The sequence below is a fragment of the Streptomyces sp. NPDC059201 genome (assembly GCF_042754585.1).
In the GTDB taxonomy this organism is placed as follows: Bacteria; Actinomycetota; Actinomycetes; order Streptomycetales; family Streptomycetaceae; genus Streptomyces.
In genome coordinates, this window is sequence record NZ_JBHZBB010000010.1 from 102,962 (window position 1) to 120,797 (window position 17,836).

Below are 17,836 nucleotides of genomic sequence, written 5' to 3' on the forward strand. Positions count from 1 at the left end.
CTCTTGTCCGGTATATCGAACGCCGTTCGCGAAGCGCTTCACCTCTGATAGGAAGCGCTTTCTGAACCCTCGCACCGCCCGCCCGAGAACGGAGCCGCCGTCATGGCCACAGCTGTGACCAAACCGCCCCGAGCCGCCACGGCACGGGAGCGCCGCCGCACGGGAGCGACGCCCCGCCGGCTGCCGTATCTGCTGATCGCCCCCGCCGGCCTGCTGATGCTGGGCTTCATCGCCTACCCCGTGCTGAGCGTCTTCTACTACAGCCTCCAGCACTACAACCCGACCAAGCCCTGGCGGAACGGCTTCGCCGGCTTCGACAACTTCACGAAGATCTTCACCGACGACCCGCACTTCTGGGGCACCCTCAGTTTCAGCCTCAAGTGGGTCGTGGTCGAGGTCTCGCTCCAGCTCCTCTTCGGGCTCGCGCTCGCCCTCATCGTCAACCAGACCTTCGTCGGCCGGGCGATCGGCCGGGCCCTGGTCTTCTCGCCCTGGGCCGTCTCGGGCGTGCTCACCTCCGCGATCTGGGTCCTCCTCTACAACTCCCAGACCGGCATCACCCGCTACCTCGCGGACCTCGGCATCGGCGAGTACGGCACCTCGCTGCTCTCCGACACCGGCACCGTCTTCTGGGCGGCGATCGTCGCGGACCTCTGGCGCGGCGTCCCCTTCTTCGCCATCCTCATCCTCGCCGACCTCCAGTCCATCCCCGGTGACCTGTACGAGGCCGCAGAGGTCGACGGAGCGGGCCGGCTGCGGCAGTTCTTCCACATCACGCTCCCGCACATCCGGGACGCGATCGTCCTCTCCACGCTGCTGCGCGCGGTGTGGGAGTTCAACAACGTCGACCTGCTCTACACGCTGACGGGCGGCGGCCCCGCGGGCGTCACCACGACCCTCCCGCTGTACGTCGCCGAGACCAGCGTCGACGCCCACAACTTCGGTTACGCCTCCGCCCTCACCACGGTGGCGTTCGTGATCCTTCTCTTCTGCTCGATCGTCTATCTGCGCCTGAGCAAGTTCGGAGGCGACAGCAAGTGACCGCCGCAGCCACCCGCACCCGTACCGCGCCCGCCGGTGCGGCCGTGTCCCCCGCACAGCCGCCGGAGGGGACCCCGCCCGCCGCCGCGCGCAAGCGGCACCGGGCCTGGGACGAGGTCCCCCGCTGGCAGATCTACCTGCCGCTCGGCGCCTACCTCGTCTTCACCCTCGTCCCCTTCTACTGGATGTTCCTCTTCGCCGTCCGGCCGGCCGGCTCCACCTCGCTGGTGCCGTGGCCGATGACCACCGAGCACTTCGAGAAGGTGTGGACCGAGCGCAGCTTCGGGGTCTTCTTCCAGAACAGCCTGCTCATCGGCGTCGCGGTGCTCATCAGCACCACCCTGGTCGCGCTGGCCGGCGGATACGCCCTGGCCCGCTTCGACTTCCGGTTCAAGAAGGGCTTCATGCTGGCCCTGCTCTGCTCCCAGTTCGTGCCGGGCGCCCTGCTCCTCGTACCGCTCTTCCAGATCTTCGCCGAACTGCGGATGATCAACTCGATCGGCAGCGTCATCATCGCCGAGACCGTCTTCCAACTGCCGCTGTCGATGATCCTCATCAGCGGCTTCATCAGGAACGTGCCCCCCTCGCTGGAGGAGGCCGCCTGGGTCGACGGCTGCGGACGCTTCCGCGCCTTCCTGATCGTGGTGCTGCCGCTGCTGCGGCCCGGACTGGTCGCCGTCGGCTCCTTCGCCTTCGTGCACGCCTGGAACCACTTCCTCTTCGCCCTGATGTTCCTCAGCAGCCAGAGCAAGCAGACCATCCCGGTCGGCCTCAACACCCTCATGGGCGCCGACAGTGTCGACCTCGGCGCGCTCGCCGCGGGCGGCGTCATCGCCGCCGTCCCCGTCGTGATCGTCTTCGCCTTCATCCAGAAGTGGCTCGTCACCGGCTTCAGCGCCGGGGCGGTGAAGGGATGAGCCCCATGTCCGCACCCGCACCCACACCCGAACCGCTGCCTGTCGTCCTCGCCGGCGCCCGCGGCCACGGCCGCAGCCACCTCCTCAACATCCACCGCCTGGAGCGGCTCGGCCTGGTCCGCCTCGCCGGCGTCTGCGAACTGCACCCGCTCGACGCCACCGAGCTCGACGGACTCGGCGACCCCGTCCAGTCCGACGACTTCGAGGCACTGCTCGCCACCACCGGCGCGAAGCTCGCGGTCCTCAGCACCCCGATCCAGACCCACACCGACATGACGCTGGCCGCCGCCCGGCACGGCGCCGACATCCTCCTGGAGAAGCCGCCCGCCCCGTCCTACGCGGAGTTCCGCCGGATGGCCGACGGGGTCGCGGCGGCCGGCGCCGCCTGCCAGATCGGCTTCCAGTCGCTCGGCTCGCACGCCGTCCCCGCCGTCCGCGAACTCATCGCGCGGGGCGCGATCGGCGAGGTCCGGGGGGTCGGCGCGGCCGGCGCCTGGGTCCGCGACGAGGCGTACTTCCGGCGCGCCCCCTGGGCCGGGCGGCGCCGGCTCGACGGCCTCGACGTCGTCGACGGGGCGCTGACCAACCCGCTCGCCCACGCCGTCGCCACCGCCCTCGCGCTCGCCGGGACCACCCGCGCCGAGGACGTGGCGGACATCAGGACCGAGCTGTTCCACGCGAACGCCATCGAGTCCGACGACACCTCCGCCGTCCGCGTCACCACCACCGCCGGCCTCCCCGTCACCGTGGCGGCGACGCTCTGCGCCGAGGAGAACGGCGAGCCGTACGTGGTCGTGCACGGCACCCGCGGCCGGATCACCTTCTGGTACCGCGAGGACCGGATCCTGCTCCAGCGCGCCGGCCACGGCCCGGAGGAGCTCGTGTACGGGCGCACCGACCTCCTGGAGAACCTCGTCGCGCACGTCACCGGCGGCACGCCGCTGCTCGTACCGCCGGACGCGACCGGCGCCTTCATGCGGGTCGTCGAGGCGGTCCGTACCGCCCCCGACCCGCTGCCGCTGCCCGCCGCCCACTGGCGCACCGAGCCCGGCGAGAGCGCCGGACGGCGGGTCGTGGAGGGGGTGGAGGCGCTGGTGGAGGCGAGCGCGGAGCAGTTGCGTCTCTTCTCGGAGCTCGGCGCGCCGTGGGCGTCGGCGGCGCCGGCGGAGGTCCGATGAGTGCCGGGGGGACCACGACTGTGCTGCGGGCCGGGGGCCGCGCGGTCGCCCACTGCGTGACCCGTCCGGCGCTGGCCGCCGACCACTCCCCGCGCCCCTATCTGCACCCGGTGACGACGCTCGCCGGACGGGCCGTCACCGAGGTGCTGCCCGAGGACCACGTGCACCACCTGGGCGTCTCCATCGCCGTCCCGGACGTCGACGGGAGCAACTTCTGGGGCGGGCGGACGTTCGTGCGCGGCCGCGGCTCGGTCGAGCTCGACAACCACGGCGTCCAGCACCACGACGGCTTCAAACTGTGCGACCCGGACGGCTTCGTCGAGGAGCTGAGCTGGACGGCCGGCGGGGAGCGGCTGCTCGCCGAGCACCGCACGGTCGCCGCGGTCTCCCTCACCGACACGGCGTGGGCGCTCGACCTGACCTTCTCCGTCACCAACGTCTCCGGCCGCGACCTGTCCATCGGCAGCCCGGCCACCAACGGACGCCCGGGCGCGGCATACGGCGGCTTCTTCTGGAGGGCCCCGAAGGAGGCGTCCGCGCCGGTGGTGTTCGGCCCCGGGGCGGAGTGCTCCCACGCGGACGGCACAGGCGAGGAGGCCGTGCACGGGGTTCGCGCCGACTGGGTGGCGATGGGGGGCGACGGCTGGACGCTGGTCTTCGCCGGGGCGACCGAAGCCACCCGGCGCGACCCGTGGTTCGTGCGGGCCGCCGAGTACCCGGGCGTCGGTTCCTCCCTCGCGTACGGGGAGCGGCTCGCGGTCCCGGCCGGGGAGACGTTCGTACGGCGCGTGGTCACGGTCGTCGCGGACGGGCGGCTCGACCGGGACGGGGCCGCGGCCCTGGTGCGCAAAGCGGTGGCGTCGTGACCCCGGCGGCCGGGTGCGTCGTGCCCGCGGTCACCGGAGACCTGGGGGACGGCACGTACCGCAACCCGGTGCTCGCGGCGGACTGGTCGGACCCGGACGTGGTCCGGGTCGGCGAGGACTTCTATCTCACCGCCTCCAGCTTCGGCCGCGCCCCCGGACTGCCGCTGCTGCACTCCCGCGACCTGGTCAACTGGACGCTCGCCGGGCACGCCCTCGAACGGCTCGCGCCGGAGGAGGCGTTCACCGGACCCCGGCACGACCGTGGGGTGTGGGCGCCGTCCTTCCGGCACCACGACGGCCGGTTCTGGATCTTCTGGGGCGACCCCGACCACGGGATCTTCCAGGTCAACTCATCGGTGATCGAGGGACCTTGGAGCCGCCCGCATCTGGTGAAGGAGGGCCTGGGGCTGATCGACGCGTGCCCGCTATGGGACGAGGAGACCGGCGAGGCGTACCTGGTGCACGGCTGGGCCAAGTCCCGGGCCGGGTTCAACAACCGGCTCACCGGGCACCGGATGAGCCCGGACGGCACCCGGGTCCTCGACGAGGGCCGGACGCTCGTCGACGCCGACCTCGTGCCCGGCTGGTTCACCCTGGAGGGCCCCAAGCTGTACCGGCACGAGGGGCGGTTCTGGATCCTCGCCCCGGCCGGCGGTGTCGCCACCGGCTGGCAGGGTGCCTTCCGCGCGGACTCGTTCTTCGGCCCGTACGAGGAGCGGATCGTCCTCTCCCAGGGCGACACGGACGTCAACGGCCCCCACCAGGGCGGCTGGGTGCGCACCGGCGCGGGCGAGGACTGGTTCCTGCACTTCCAGCAGACCGGCGCGCACGGCCGGCTCGTCCACCTCCAGCCGATGCGCTGGGACGCGGACGGCTGGCCGGTCATGGGCGACGAGGGCTCCCCCGTACGCGTCCACCGCAAGCCCGCCCTGCCGGAGGGGCCGCCGGCCCGGCCGGCGGTGGACGACGCCTTCCCCGGCGGTGTCTTCGGGCCGCAGTGGCAGTGGACCGCCAACCCGGGTGCGGAGTGGACGACTCCGCACGAGGGGGACGGGCTGCGGCTCGCCTGTGTCGCCACGGACCGGGCCGACGACCTGCGGTCGGTGCCGCACGTGCTGACCCAGCGGCTGCCGGCCGGGGCCAGGACGGTGGAGGTCCGGCTGCGGCTGGAGTCCGGGGCGCCCGGGGCCAGGGCCGGACTGGTCGTGCTCGGCGACGCGTACGCCTGGATCGGTCTGGAACGGGCCGCCGACGGGCGGGTGCTGGTCGCCCACCGGTTCGCGCCGGGCAACGCCGACCGGGAGCGGGACGCGGACCGGGCCCGGCCGCTGGGCGCCTCCGCCCACGCGGACGCCGGGGAGGTGCTTCTGCGGATCGAGGTCACCGCCGACGCCCGGTGCCGCTTCTCCTACGACGCCGGCGAGGGACCCGTACGGCTCGGCCCGGAGTTCGCGGCCACCCCCTGGCGGTGGGTCGGGGCGCTGCTCGGCCTGTTCGCCGCCGCGCCGGAGGTTCACGAAGGGCACGCCGGGACGGGCGTGTTCACCGACTTCCGCACCCTCGCCACAGCCGCGACCCCCGTCGCCGCCGCCTCACCGGCCCGCTGAAACCCCCGGCGGGCCCCCGTACTCCCCCACACCCCGGCACCACCGCACACCCCAGCGTCACCCCCCTGTACGACCCCATCCCCCCGCACCACCCGAGCACCACCCCGAGAGAAGAGAGCCGACGATGACCATCTTCCCCGGCCGGCGCAGAGCCGCCCTCGCCCTCGCCCTCTCCGGCGTCCTCGCGCTGACCGCCACCGCCTGCGGTGACGACGGCAGCGGCGGCGCCGGAGGCGAGGGCACCGAGGGATCGGGCAAGGGCAAGATCACCTTCTGGGACAACAACGGCGGTGTCCGCACCGACGTGTGGAAGGAGATCATCGCCGACTTCGAGAAGGCGAACCCGGACATCGACGTCGAGTACGTCGGCATCGCCTCCAAGGAGGTGCAGTCCAAGTACGACACCGCCATCCAGGGCGGCGCGCTGCCGGACGTCGGCGGCGTCGGCGCGGCGATGCTCGCCGGGATCGCCGCGCAGGGCGCCCTTGAGCCGCTGGACAAGCGGGTCGAGAGCAGCTCCCTCTTCGGCAGGCTGAACCCGGGCATGGTCGAGTCCGTCAAGGCGGCAGGCGGCCAGGACAAGCTCTTCACCGTCCCCACCTCGGCCAGCAACGGCGTCCTCTACTACCGCACCGACCTGTTCAAGGCGGCCGGTCTGGAGGAGCCCGCCACCTGGTCGAAGTTCTACGCGGCGGCCGAGAAGCTCACCGCGCGGGACAAGAACCGTTTCGGCTACACGATCCGCGGCGGCGCGGGCTCCATCGCCCAGGCGCTCGACGCGATGTACGGCCAGAGCGGCATCCAGACCTTCTGGGAGGACGACAAGACCACCGTCAACGACCCGAAGAACGTCGCGGCGCTGGAGAAGTACGCCGCCCTCTTCAAGAAGAACACCCCGGCGGCGGACGTCAACAACGACTTCACCAAGATGGTCGCCCAGTGGGACAGCGGCGAGATCGGCATGCTGAACCACAACCTCGGCTCCTACCAGGACCACGTGAAGGCCCTGGGCACCGAGAAGTTCCGCGGCATACCGAACCCGACGCTGGACGACGGCACCCGCGTGATGGTCTCCAACCCGGTCGACGGCCTCGGCCTCTTCTCCTCCAGCAAGAACAAGGCCGCCGCCTGGAAGTTCATCGAGTTCGCGGCCTCCCACGCCTCCAACTCCAAGTGGAACAAGTCCGCAGGCGCCATCCCCGCCAACACCGAGGCGGCGAAGGACCCGTGGCTCCAGGAGGCCGAGCCGACCAAGCTCGCCGCCGAGGTCCTCTTCAGCGGCAAGGCCACCATCGTCCAGCTTCCGTACTACCTGCCCGACTGGAACACCATCTCCAAGGCCGACAACGAGGCCAACTTCCAGAAGGTGCTGCTGGGTTCGATGTCCGCGAAGGACTTCGCCGACAGCCTGGCCGAGCAGCTGAACGAGGCCCAGGCCGAGTGGAAGACCCAGCAGAAGTGACGCTGGGCCGCCGTGAGGCGGTCGTGGCCGGGGCGGGCCTGGTGCTCGCCCTGGCCGCCCGGCCGGCCGCCGCCCGTACCGAGGACGCCGCCGACTCCCGTACGCAGGACGCCGCCTCGTCCCGTACCGAGGACGCCCCCTCCGACCGTACCGAGGAGTCCTCTGTCCGCGCCGAGGAGTCCTCCGACCGTGGTGGGAAGCACTCCCACCGTCGCACCCTCTTCATCGCCGGGGACTCCACCGCCGCGCAGAAGTACGCCGACGCGGCCCCCGAGACCGGCTGGGGCATGGCCCTCCCGTTCTTCCTGCACCGGGAGCTCGCGGTCGCCAACCACGCCGTCAACGGACGCTCCACCAAGAGCTTCCTCGACGAGGGCCGGCTCGAACCGATCGCCGCCGCCCTGCGGCCCGGGGACGTCCTGCTCGTCCAGTTCGGCCACAACGACTCGAAGACCACCGACCCCACCCGCTACACCGACCCCTGGGGCACCTACCAGGACAACCTGCGGGTCTTCGTCGAGACCGCCCGCGCCCGGGGCGCGCGCCCGGTGATCGCGACCTCCGTCGAGCGCCGCCGCTTCGACGCCGCCGGCACCGCCCAGCGCTCGCTCGGCGACTACCCGGCCGCCGCCCGGGAGGCCGCCGCCGCGTCCGGCGTACCGCTCCTCGACATCGAGGCGCTGTCGCTGGCGCTGTGGCAGCGGCTCGGCCCCGAGGCGACGAAGACCTACTTCAACTGGACCGCCACCGAGCAGGACAACACCCACTTCAACCCGCCCGGCGCGATCAAGGTGGCCGGGCTCGTGGCCCGTGAACTGCTCCGCACCCGGGTCCTCGCCCCGCGCGAGACCCGCCGGCTCGACGACAGCATCCCGGTGGACCGGATCACCTGGCCCGCCGCACCCGCAGCCCCTTCCGCATCCTGAGGAGATCCGCGCGTGAACAGAAGCACGAAGCTGGGCGCGGTGGCAGCCGCCGCCCTCGTCCTCGCCGTCACCGCGCCCGCCGCCGGCGCCCACTCCGGGCACCGCCCGGCCGCCGACCCGGCCCGCGCCACCCTCCCCGCCGGCGACGGCTGGGCCTCCGAGGGCACCGGGACCACCGGCGGCGCCGCCGCCGACGCCTCCCGCGTCTTCACCGTCACCACCTGGGCCGAACTGAAGGCCGCCCTCGCGGTCCCCGGCACCGAGCCGCGCATCGTCAAGGTCGCCGGCACCCTGAACGCCACCGAGGCCGGCTGCGCCGCCTTCGAGGCCCCCGGCTACGACTTCGACCAGTACCTCGCCGACTACGACCCGGCCGTGTGGGGGTACGAGACCGAGGTCAGCGGCCCCCAGGAAGAACTGCGCGCCGCCTCCGCGACCGCCCAAGGCCAGGCCATCAAGGTCAAGGTGCCGTCCAACACCACGCTCGTCGGCGTCGGCCGGAAGGCGGGGATCCTCGGCGGCAGCCTCCAGGTCCAGGGCGTCGACAACGTCGTGATCCGCAACCTGACGCTGGAGAGCCCGCTCGACTGCTTCCCGCAGTGGGACCCGACGGACGGCGCCACCGGCGCCTGGAACTCGGAGTACGACGGCCTCGTCGTGTACGGCTCCACCCACGTCTGGATCGACCACAACACCTTCACCGACGGCGCCCACCCGGACAGCTCGCTGCCCTCGTACTACGGCGAGGTGTACCAGCAGCACGACGGCCAGCTCGACGTGGTGCGCGGCGCGGACCTCGTCACCGTCTCGTGGAACGTCTTCACCGACCACGACAAGACGCTGATGATCGGCAACAGCGACAGCGCGGGCGCCACCGACCGCGGCAAGCTGCGCGTCACCCTCCACCACAACCGCTTCGACGACGTGGTGGAGCGCGCGCCCCGGGTCCGCTTCGGCCAGGTCGACGCGTACAACAACCACTTCGTGGTGCCGGACACGGACTACGTGTACAGCCTGGGCATCGGCCAGGAGTCGCAGCTGTACGCGGAGAAGAACGCCTTCTCCCTGTCCTCCGAGGTCCCGGCCGGGCAGATCCTGAAGAAGTGGAAGGACGCGCCCGTCACCACCACGGGCAACTACGTCAACGGGCGCCCGGTCGACCTGCTGGCCGTCCACAACGAGCAGTTCCCGGCGGAGACGCTGCGCGGCGACGCGGGCTGGACGCCCGTCCTGCGCACCCGGGTCGACCACCCGCTGCTGGTCCCGGTCCTCGTCGGCCTCAGCGCCGGCGCCGGCCGCCTGCGCTGACCGGTCCCCCCTTGCCCCGGGCCGGGGCGGAGCGCGGCACACCCGTCCCGTCGCGCCCGCCCCGGCCCGGTTCTCTCTTCTCCGCCTGTTTTCCTTCGCATCTCTTCACCCCCTTCTCCAGAGGAGCGTCCACATGCGCTCGCACCACCTCCGTACGTCTCCGGGCCGCCGCGCCTTCCTCACCGGCGCGGGCGCGGCCCTCGCCGCCCTCGCCGTGCCGGCGTCGCCCGCCGTGGCCGCGGGCCGCCCGTCGCGCCCCTTCGGGCGGTACGGCTCGCCCGCCGTGCGGCTCACGAGCCGGACTCTGTACGTCCATCCGGGCGGCCTCGGCGACCACACCTCCGTCCAGGCCGCGGTGAGCGCGGCGGACGGCGCCGGCTGGACGCTGGTGCTCGCGCCGGGCACGTACCGGGAGACGGTCGCGGTGAGCGCGGCCCGGACCGGGATGACGTGGGTCGGGGCGAGCGGGGACGCCAGGGACGTCGTGGTCGTGTACGACAACGCCGCCGGCACCCCGAAGCCCGACGGTTCCGGCACGTACGGCACGACCGGTTCCGCCACCGTCACCCTCCAGGCGGCGGACTTCACCGCCCACGCGGTGACCTTCGCCAACGACTTCCTCCGCACCGACCTGCCGGGCAACCCGGGCACACAGGCGGTGGCGCTGAAGGCGCAGGGCGACCGCTCGGCGTTCTTCCACTGCCGCTTCCTGGGCCACCAGGACACGCTGTACGCGGACTCGATGTCCCTGACGGCCTTCGCCCGGCAGTACTTCGCGCACTGCTACGTGGAGGGGGACGTGGACTTCGTCTTCGGGCGGGCCACGGCGGTCTTCGAGCACTGCCACTTCCGGACGCTGGTCCGCACGGACCTGGCGGGGGCCCCGTACGGCTTCGTCTTCGCCCCGTCGACGGCCCGCGCCAACCCGTACGGCTTCCTCGCCTCCCGCTGCCGCGTCAGCAGCGAGGCCCCGGACGGCTACTACAAGCTGGCCCGGCCGTGGGTGCCGGGTTCGGACCCGACGGCCTGGCCGTCGCTGGTGGTGCGGGAGAGCGTGCTCGGCGCGGGGATCGACGCGGTGGCGCCGTACGCGAACATGCGGGACGTGTACCCGTGGCAGGAACAGCGCTTCGCGGAGTACCGGAACACGGGCCGGGGCGCGGCGGTCACGGTGCCGGAGAACCGACCGCTGCTGACCGCCGCGCAGGCGGCGACGGCGACCCGGGCGGCGTACCTCGGCGACTGGGATCCGGCCGCCGAGGTGTGTCGCTGAGCTGTAGCGCTGTGCCGCTGAGCCTCTGTGCCGCTGGGCCCGGGGGCTCAGACGAGGAGGTCCACGCAGTCGAGGGCGGTGCCCGCGCTCAGGAAGCCTGTTCCGGTGGAACCGCTGACGACGTTCAGCCGGAGCACGTTGTACTGGGACGGGTCCGCCCTCCACGCGCTCGCGGGGACGCTGTAGGTGAAGGTGTGGTTGTTGCCCCGGTACGAGCCGTTGGTGAGGGAGCGGGTCGACGGCTGGGTGGGCGGTGACGGGATCGCGGAGACCCAGGTGTCGTTGACGGTGACCTGCGGGCGCCCGTTGAGGAAGGCGGTGGTGACGCCGATGCGCAGGGTGTGCGCGGCGGCGGCCTGGGCGGCGGTGAGCCGGAAGTAGACGAGGAAGCCGTCGTTGACGTCCTTCCAGAGGTAGCAGGGGACGGCGGCGGAGGGGTCCGTGCCGTCGACGACGACGTTCCCTGTCCAGGGGGCGGCCCGGACGTCGGCGGGGTGGGCGTACGTCATGAGCTGCGCGTTCTTGAAGCCGGCGGGGGTGCCGTCCCAGTCGCCGAGGCGCCAGACGGCGGGCGCGGTGCTCGGGTCGCCGGTGATCGTGAGCGTGTGCAGGGCGGTGGCGGTACCGGCGGTGACGGTCACCGTGCTGGTGTGGACGGCGAGTTCGCCCTTGAAGACCGTGAGCGTGTACGTGCCGGGGAGCATGTTGCGGCAGGAGTACGCGCCCGTGCCGGCGGCGGCCCGGGTCCAGTACTGGGCGTCGGCGTTGGCGAAGCCGATCGTGTAGGGGTGGGCCGGGTCCATGTTCTTGAGGCCGACGCCGGCGACCCGGCCGCGCCCGGCGGCGCCGACCCAGCCGGGGATGCCGAGGGCGTCGACCCAGCCGGTGTCGTGCTGCGCGGCGGAGAGCGCCGGGTCGGGGGCGCCGCCGTCGGTGAAGGCGAGCAGGTACGGCCCCTGGAGGCCGAAGCGCATGGCCTCGGTCTGGGACTGGTTGTAGTGGAGGATCTCGTAGAGGCCGACGCCCAGTTCGTTGGAGTGGCGGAGCAGCGACCGGTAGAAGGGGCCGCCGGACGCCTTCTCGTGGTTGGAGCGGATCATCCAGAGGCCGACGGTGCCGGTGGTGTAGCCGATGTGGTCGTAGTCCATGACGCGGACGCCGGAGTAGTGCTTGGAGCGGGTGTGCCCGTCGGCGCGCCGCCAGACGTCGCCCGCCTCGATGACGGTGTCGGCGCCCTCGACCCAGGAGTCCGGGCCCGCGTTCGGGAAAATGCCGGGCTTGAGGCGGGCGATGAAGCGGGTGGCGGTGAAGGACGTGTCGGCCTTGTCGGTCCACAGGTAGACGTTGTTGTGGCCGGAGCGGGCCGCGTAGTAGTGGCGCAGGGTGCCGTGGACGACGGTGATCAGGACGGTGGCGCCGGTCTGGGCGAGGGTGACGGTGGAGGCGCCGAGGCCCGACTCGACGTGCGAGTGCTTGCCGCCGTAGCTCTCGTACTCCTTGCCCTTGTAGAGGAGGGAGGTGAGGTCGCCGTTGCCCTTGGAGACCTTGAAGACGAGCCCGGCGCCCGTGTCGACGACGTAGTTCGCCCCGTCGTCGCTCCAGCCGAAGGCGGCTGCGGCGGCGGGCGTGGTGGTGACGGCCAGGGCGCTGGTCGCGGTGGCGGCGACGGCCGCACCGAGGAGGGTGCGGCGGCGGAGGGGGTGGTGCTGCATGGTGCGGCTCCTTCGGTGACGGTGGGGGGTAGCCGTAGGTCGCCGCAGGAAGGGAAAGGGTTGCCCTGTTTCTTCGAAACGTTTCAAGTCCTGCGACGCGCCGTCAGCCGAAGGCGCCCCGGAGGGTGGTGCGGCCGCCGTCCCGGCCGGTGAGGACGACGGTGTACGTGTCGGCCGAGGCGTCCCGCGTGCCCTCGGCGTGGTTGTACTGGGCGGCGAAGGTGTGCGGGCCCGCCGGGACCGCGCGCCCCGCCTTGAGCGTCCAGCGGTAGACGAGGGCGCCGGACTCCTCCGTGACCGTCACGCGGAAGTCGTCGGCGGAGCGGGTCTGCCAGTGCCCGGTGGAGACGATCCCACCCGTGAGGGCGACGCGGACCTCGATGCCGAGGCCGGTGACCTCGGCGTCCGTGGTGACCGCCAGGTCGCTCTGCGCCCACCAGCGGTTGCTGCCGGGGTCGATGGTGCCGGCCGCGCGGGCGACCGGGCCGGGCGCGATACCACCGGCCGGGGGCGCGGGCGGCCGGTCCTGAAGGGTCGTCACGGCCAGGCCGCCGAGGCCGACGACGCCCACGACGGTCGCCGCGACGGCCAGGGTGGCCGTCCACCGGCGGCCGGCCCAGGGCGTGCGGAGGGGCGTCCGCTCCCGGCGGGGCGGCGGCGCGGCCATGCCGCGCTCGACGCGGGCCAGCATCCGGGCCCGGTCCGGGCGGTGCGCGCCCGCCGCCTCCCGCAACTCGCCGCGCAGGCGTGTCTCGTCCATCAGCGCCTCCCCGAGGCGAGTTCGGTGGCGGCCCGTCCGCCGAGCAGCTTCTGGAGCTCGGCCATGCCCTTGGCCGTCTGGCTCTTGACCGTGCCCACCGAGACTCCCAGGGCCAGGGCGGTGTCCCGCTCGGAGAGGTCGAAGGCGTGGCGGAGGACGACGCAGGCCCGCTTGCGGAAGGGCAGGGCACGAAGCGCGGTCCGCACGTCGACGACGGCCGGCACGTCCGGGTCCTCGGTGTGCTCGGGGCGCCGGTCCCAGAAGGCGGCGATCCGGCGGCGCTCGCGGACGGTGCCGCGGATGCGGGTGCGCACGAGGTTGGCGACGACGCCCCGGGCGTAGGCGGCGGGGTGGTCGGCGGCGCGGACCCGGTCCCAGCGGTGCCAGAGGGCGAGCATGGCGTCGGCGGCGAGGTCGTCGGCGGCGTCGGTCTCGCCGGTGAGGAGGTGGGCGAGGCGGGCCAGTTCGGCGTAGTGGCGGTCGAAGAAGTCCCGGAACTCGGCCGCGCTGTCCCGCTCCTCCCCCGGGTCAGTCCCGGCCACGGCCGTCCCCCGGGGCGGTGGGCGCCGGGCCGGTGCTGGCGCGGACGGTGAGGCGCGGGGCGAGGAGTCCGGTGCCGTGGTCGGCGGCGCCGCGCAGCCGGGCGACGAGCCGCTCGACGGCGATCCGCCCCATGTCCTGGGCGGGCACGGCGACGGCGGTGAGCGGTACGGAGGCGTGCGCGGCGACCTGGTCGGGGCAGAGCGCGGCGACGGAGACGTCCTCGGGGACGGCCCGGCCCTGGTGGCGCAGGACGGCGAGGAGCGGCTCGACGGCGGCCTCGTTCTGCACGAGGAGGGCGGTGGTGCCGGGGCGTTCCTCGAAGATCCGGCCGACGGCGGCGGCGACGGCCGCGTAGGTGCCGTCCACGGGCCGGTGGAGCAGGTCGACACCGTGCTCCGCGGCGGCGGCGCGGACGCCCGCGAGGGTGCGCTCGGCGTAGCCCGTACCGCGCGCGTACACGGCGGGGGGTTCGCCGAGGACGGCCAGGCGGCGGTGGCCGAGGCCGGCGAGGTGGTCGACGCAGCGGGCGCCGGCGGCGGCGAAGTCGAGGTCGACGCAGTCGAACCCGGTCGCGTCGGCGGGCAGGCCGATGAGGACGGAGGGCCGCTCGGCCTCCTGGAGGCAGGGCAGGCGGGGGTCGTCGAGCTCGACGTCCATGACGATCATGCCGTCGGCGATGGCGCTGCCCTCGACGCGGCGGACGGCCTCGGGGCCCTCCTCTCCGGTGAGCAGCAGCACGTCGTAGCCGTGGGCGCGGGCCGTGGTGGTGACGGCCATGGCGATCTCCATCATGACCGGCATGTAGAGGCCGGTGCGCAGCGGCATCATCAGGGCGAGGATGCTGGTCTGGCTGCTGGCGAGGGCGCGGGCCCCGGCGTGCGGGCGGTAGCCGAGCTCGTCGATGGAGTGCTGAATGCGCTCGCGGGTGGCGGCGGAGATGGAGCGCTTGCCGCTCAGGACGTAGCTGACGGTGCTGGCCGACACACCGGCGTGACGGGCGACGTCGGCGAGGGTGACCACGTGCGCGCTCCTCGGCTGGTCCGGGGTGGGAGGGGGGTGCCCGTCGACGACAGGGAACCCGACCCTAAGCGGCCGCTCGTCGGACTGTCCAGGCGGGGCGCGAAGAGTCCAAGGGCCGGGGGTCCGTGCGGGGTTGTGCGGGGGCGTGCGGCGCGATGGGATGGAACCCGTCGCGCAAGCGCTTTCTGGCGGGTGAGGGATCCCCGCGTCCCCTCCACTCGGCTCACCGCTGTCTACTCCACTTTTCCCTCCACTCTTCTCGCCTCCGACGGGAGCACCATGACCGATCTGCCCTGGTACACCTCCTTCGCCCCCGAGTGGGGCACGCTGCCGCCGCGTGCCTGGACGGGGGACTCCGACGCCGCGCGTCTGCCGCTGGGCGGGGACTGGGCGTTCCGCCTCTCCCCCGCCGCCGACGCGGCGGACACCGCCTTCGCCGAGCCCGGTTTCGACGCCGGTGCCTGGCGGACCGTCTCCGTGCCGGGGCACTGGGTGCTCCAGGGCAAGGACGGGGAGTTCGGCGGGCCCGCGTACACCAATGTCGTCTACCCCTTCCCGGTCGATCCTCCGCACGTGCCCGACGAGAACCCGACCGGGGACCATCTGCGCCGGTTCGACCTGCCGGACGGCTGGCCCGCGGAGGGCGGGGCGGTGCTCCGCTTCGACGGGGTCGAGTCCTGTGCCCGGGTGTGGCTGAACGGCACGGAGCTGGGCTGGTTCAAGGGCTCCCGGCTCGCCCACGAGTTCGCGGTCGGGCCGCTGCTGCGGGAGCGGGACAACGTGCTCGCGGTCCGCGTCCACCAGTGGTCCTCGGGGTCGTACCTGGAGGACCAGGACCAGTGGTGGCTGCCCGGCATCTTCCGGGAGGTGACGCTGCTGCACCGCCCGGAGGGCGCCCCGGGCGACTTCTTCGTGCACGCCTCGTACGACCACACGGCCGGGACGGGCGAGCTGCGGGTCGACTGCGACGTGCCCGCCCGGGTCCGGGTGCCGGAGCTGGGACTCGACCTGGCAACCGGGGAGTCGGTCACCGTCCCGGTGGAGCCGTGGAGCGCCGAGGTGCCACGGCTGTACGAGGGGGAGCTGACGGCCGGCGGGGAGCGGATCGGGCTGCGGATCGGCTTCCGTTCGGTGTACGTCGAGGACGGCGTCCTCAAGGCGAACGGGCGGCGGATCCTCTTCCGGGGCGTGAACCGGCACGAGTTCCACCCGGAGTCGGGGCGCGCGGTGGACCTGGACACGATGCGCGCGGACGTCGAGCTGATGAAGCGGCACCACATCAACGCCGTCCGGACCTCGCACTACCCGCCGCACCCGGCCTTCCTCGACCTGTGCGACTCCTACGGCCTGTGGGTGATCGACGAGGGCGACCTGGAGACCCACGGCTTCGAGGAGCTGGGCTGGCGCGGCAATCCGGTGGACGACGAGCGGTGGACTCCCGCGCTGCTCGACCGGGCGGCCCGGCTGGTGGAGCGGGACAAGAACCACCCGTCGGTGGTGCTGTGGTCGCTGGGCAACGAGTGCGGGACGGGGGCCGGGCTGAGCGCCATGTCCCGCTGGATCCACGACCGGGACCCGTCGCGGCCGGTGCACTACGAGGGCGACCGATCCTGCCCCGACGTGGACGTCTACTCCCGGATGTACCCGCCGCACGCCGAGGTCGAGGAGATCGGCCGGCGCGAGGACGAGGGCCCGGAGCACCGCCGCACGCTCCCCTTCATCCTCTGCGAGTACGCGCACGCGATGGGCAACGGCCCGGGCGGACTGAGCGAGTACCAGCGCCTCTTCGAGACGTACGAGCGCTGCCAGGGCGGCTTCGTGTGGGAGTGGATCGACCACGGCCTGGTCCACCCGGTCCACGGGTACGGCTACGGCGGCGACTTCGGCGAGGAGTTGCACGACGGGAACTTCGTCTGCGACGGGCTGCTCTTCCCGGACCGCACGCCCTCGCCGGGCCTGATCGAGTACAAGAAGGTGATCGAGCCGGTGCGGATCGCGCCCGGCGAGCGGCCCGGCACGGTCGCGGTCACCAACCTGCACGACGTGGCCGACCTGTCCGCGTACGCCTTCACCTGGGCCTTCCAGGCGGACGGGCGGGTGCTCGCGGAGGGCCCCCTGGAGGTACCGCCCCTCGCGGCCGGGGAGCGGGCCGAGGTGGCACTGCCGGAGCCGCCGGACCATCCGGCGGGTGCGGAGACTATGTGGACGGTGCGGGCGGTGCTCGCCGCCGCCACCCCGTGGGCGGAGGCCGGCCACGAGATGGCCTGGGGCCAGCTGCCGGTCACCGGGCCGCGCCCCCTCGCGCACCCGTCCCCGGCCCGACGCCCCGTCACGGAGGACGGCCTGGTCGTCCTCGGCCCGGCCGCGCTCGACGCGCGCACGGGTGCGCTCGTCTCCCTCGGCGGCCTGGCGGTCTCCGGGTTCGGCCTGGACGTGTGGCGGGCGCCGACGGACAACGACGAGGGCGCGCCCTGGCAGCCCGACCTGCGCTACGGCACGCTCTGGCGGCAGTTGGGCCTGCACCGCATGCGGCACCGCACCGACGGGGTGTCCGTGGACGCGGACGGCGTGACCGTCCGTACCCGGGTGGCACCCGCCGCCCGTGACTTCGGGCTCGCCGTCACGTACCGCTGGACCGCGAGCGGCACGACGGCACGGCTGGACGTGGACGTCGTGCCCGAGGGCGAGTGGACGGTGCCGCTCCCCCGGCTCGGGGTCCGCCTCGGCCTGCCGGCCGCGCTCGACCGGGCGGTCTGGTACGGCGGGGGCCCCGGCGAGGCGTACCCGGACACCCGCGCGGCGGCCCGCCTCGGCCTCTGGGAGTCCACGGTGTCCGGCCTCCAGACCCCCTACATACGCCCCCAGGAGAACGGCGCCCGGATCGACACCCGTTGGCTGGAACTGACGGGCGAGCGTGTGGGCGAGCGTGTGGGCGTGGGTACGGGCGTCGGCGGGTGTGCGGGCGTACGCGTCGAGGGCGAGCCGTCGTTCTGGTTCACCGCCCGGCGCTGGACGCACGCCGAGCTGGACGCCGCCGCGCACCTCCCCGACCTGGTCCCGGGCGACACGCTCTGGCTGAACCTGGACCACGCCCTGCACGGCATCGGCTCCCAGTCCTGCGGCCCCGGCGTGCTGCCCGCCCACCGCCTGGACGCGGCCCCGTCGTCCTTCGCCCTCTCGTTCACGCCGGTCACGCCGGTCACACCGGTCACGGGCTGACCCC

General features: G+C 73.3%; 14 protein-coding genes. 10 read left to right on the forward strand and 4 right to left on the reverse strand.

Annotated elements, in window-relative coordinates; translation table 11 throughout:
- Nucleotides 1–102 precede the first annotated feature (102 nt).
- From ACFXMG_RS28595 to ACFXMG_RS28635, 9 genes are all read left to right on the forward strand, one after another.
- The gene (locus ACFXMG_RS28595; RefSeq protein ID WP_383829522.1) at nt 103–1,041 is read left to right on the forward strand and encodes a carbohydrate ABC transporter permease; all 939 of its coding nucleotides are present in this window, start codon (nt 103–105) and stop codon (nt 1,039–1,041) included.
- Complete coding sequence (locus ACFXMG_RS28600) at nt 1,038–1,958, forward strand: carbohydrate ABC transporter permease (RefSeq protein ID WP_383829519.1); 921 nt, start codon at nt 1,038–1,040, stop codon at nt 1,956–1,958. Before ACFXMG_RS28595 ends, ACFXMG_RS28600 begins: the two co-directional genes overlap by 4 nt.
- A 5-nt stretch (nt 1,959–1,963) precedes the next feature.
- A complete protein-coding gene (locus ACFXMG_RS28605) occupies nt 1,964–3,136 on the forward strand; it encodes a Gfo/Idh/MocA family protein (RefSeq protein WP_383829516.1) in 1,173 nt (390 codons plus the stop codon).
- Nucleotides 3,133–4,002: a PmoA family protein gene (locus ACFXMG_RS28610; RefSeq protein WP_383829513.1), complete on the forward strand. Its 870-nt coding sequence runs from the start codon at nt 3,133–3,135 to the stop codon at nt 4,000–4,002. Before ACFXMG_RS28605 ends, ACFXMG_RS28610 begins: the two co-directional genes overlap by 4 nt.
- Nucleotides 3,999–5,609, forward strand: a complete 1,611-nt coding sequence (locus tag ACFXMG_RS28615) for a family 43 glycosylhydrolase (protein WP_383829510.1) — start codon at nt 3,999–4,001, stop codon at nt 5,607–5,609. Before ACFXMG_RS28610 ends, ACFXMG_RS28615 begins: the two co-directional genes overlap by 4 nt.
- Nucleotides 5,610–5,733: 124 nt before the next feature.
- Nucleotides 5,734–7,071 (forward strand): ABC transporter substrate-binding protein, encoded by a 1,338-nt coding sequence (locus ACFXMG_RS28620; protein WP_383829507.1) that lies wholly within the window; start codon nt 5,734–5,736, stop codon nt 7,069–7,071.
- Nucleotides 7,050–7,997, forward strand: a complete 948-nt coding sequence (locus ACFXMG_RS28625) for a rhamnogalacturonan acetylesterase (RefSeq protein ID WP_383829504.1) — start codon at nt 7,050–7,052, stop codon at nt 7,995–7,997. The genes ACFXMG_RS28620 and ACFXMG_RS28625 overlap by 22 nt, the downstream gene beginning before the upstream one ends.
- 12 nt (nt 7,998–8,009) lie before the next feature.
- Nucleotides 8,010–9,305, forward strand: a complete 1,296-nt coding sequence (locus tag ACFXMG_RS28630) for a polysaccharide lyase family 1 protein (protein ID WP_383829501.1) — start codon at nt 8,010–8,012, stop codon at nt 9,303–9,305.
- A 133-nt stretch (nt 9,306–9,438) separates the two neighbouring features.
- Nucleotides 9,439–10,578: a pectinesterase family protein gene (locus tag ACFXMG_RS28635; protein WP_383828860.1), complete on the forward strand. Its 1,140-nt coding sequence runs from the start codon at nt 9,439–9,441 to the stop codon at nt 10,576–10,578.
- Between the two features lie 47 nt (nt 10,579–10,625).
- Here the strand turns inward: ACFXMG_RS28635 and ACFXMG_RS28640 are convergent, their stop codons facing one another.
- The 4 genes from ACFXMG_RS28640 to ACFXMG_RS28655 form a co-directional block, all read right to left on the reverse strand.
- Complete coding sequence (locus ACFXMG_RS28640; protein WP_383828862.1) at nt 10,626–12,290, reverse strand: rhamnogalacturonan lyase B N-terminal domain-containing protein; 1,665 nt, start codon at nt 12,288–12,290, stop codon at nt 10,626–10,628.
- Nucleotides 12,291–12,393: 103 nt separating this feature from the next.
- Nucleotides 12,394–13,050 (reverse strand): hypothetical protein, encoded by a 657-nt coding sequence (locus ACFXMG_RS28645; RefSeq protein ID WP_383828864.1) that lies wholly within the window; start codon nt 13,048–13,050, stop codon nt 12,394–12,396.
- Nucleotides 13,050–13,592, reverse strand: a complete 543-nt coding sequence (locus ACFXMG_RS28650; RefSeq protein WP_383828866.1) for a SigE family RNA polymerase sigma factor — start codon at nt 13,590–13,592, stop codon at nt 13,050–13,052. Before ACFXMG_RS28650 ends, ACFXMG_RS28645 begins: the two co-directional genes overlap by 1 nt.
- Nucleotides 13,579–14,613, reverse strand: coding sequence for a LacI family DNA-binding transcriptional regulator (locus ACFXMG_RS28655; RefSeq protein ID WP_383828868.1), 1,035 nt, complete (start codon nt 14,611–14,613; stop codon nt 13,579–13,581). Before ACFXMG_RS28655 ends, ACFXMG_RS28650 begins: the two co-directional genes overlap by 14 nt.
- Before the next feature lie 279 nt (nt 14,614–14,892).
- Between ACFXMG_RS28655 and ACFXMG_RS28660 the strand changes: the two genes are divergently transcribed.
- A complete protein-coding gene (locus ACFXMG_RS28660) occupies nt 14,893–17,832 on the forward strand; it encodes a glycoside hydrolase family 2 TIM barrel-domain containing protein (RefSeq protein ID WP_383828870.1) in 2,940 nt (979 codons plus the stop codon).
- The last annotated feature ends 4 nt before the right edge of the window (nt 17,833–17,836 follow it).

Coding starts and splice junctions, on each gene's coding strand:
- ACFXMG_RS28605 (WP_383829516.1), top strand. CDS start 1,964: ATGTCCGCACCCGCACCCACACCCGAACCGCTGCCTGTCGTCCTCGCC.
- ACFXMG_RS28595 (WP_383829522.1), top strand. CDS start 103: ATGGCCACAGCTGTGACCAAACCGCCCCGAGCCGCCACGGCACGGGAG.
- ACFXMG_RS28640 (WP_383828862.1), bottom strand. CDS start 12,290: ATGCAGCACCACCCCCTCCGCCGCCGCACCCTCCTCGGTGCGGCCGTC.
- ACFXMG_RS28660 (WP_383828870.1), top strand. CDS start 14,893: ATGACCGATCTGCCCTGGTACACCTCCTTCGCCCCCGAGTGGGGCACG.
- ACFXMG_RS28610 (WP_383829513.1), top strand. CDS start 3,133: ATGAGTGCCGGGGGGACCACGACTGTGCTGCGGGCCGGGGGCCGCGCG.
- ACFXMG_RS28620 (WP_383829507.1), top strand. CDS start 5,734: ATGACCATCTTCCCCGGCCGGCGCAGAGCCGCCCTCGCCCTCGCCCTC.
- ACFXMG_RS28635 (WP_383828860.1), top strand. CDS start 9,439: ATGCGCTCGCACCACCTCCGTACGTCTCCGGGCCGCCGCGCCTTCCTC.
- ACFXMG_RS28645 (WP_383828864.1), bottom strand. CDS start 13,050: ATGGACGAGACACGCCTGCGCGGCGAGTTGCGGGAGGCGGCGGGCGCG.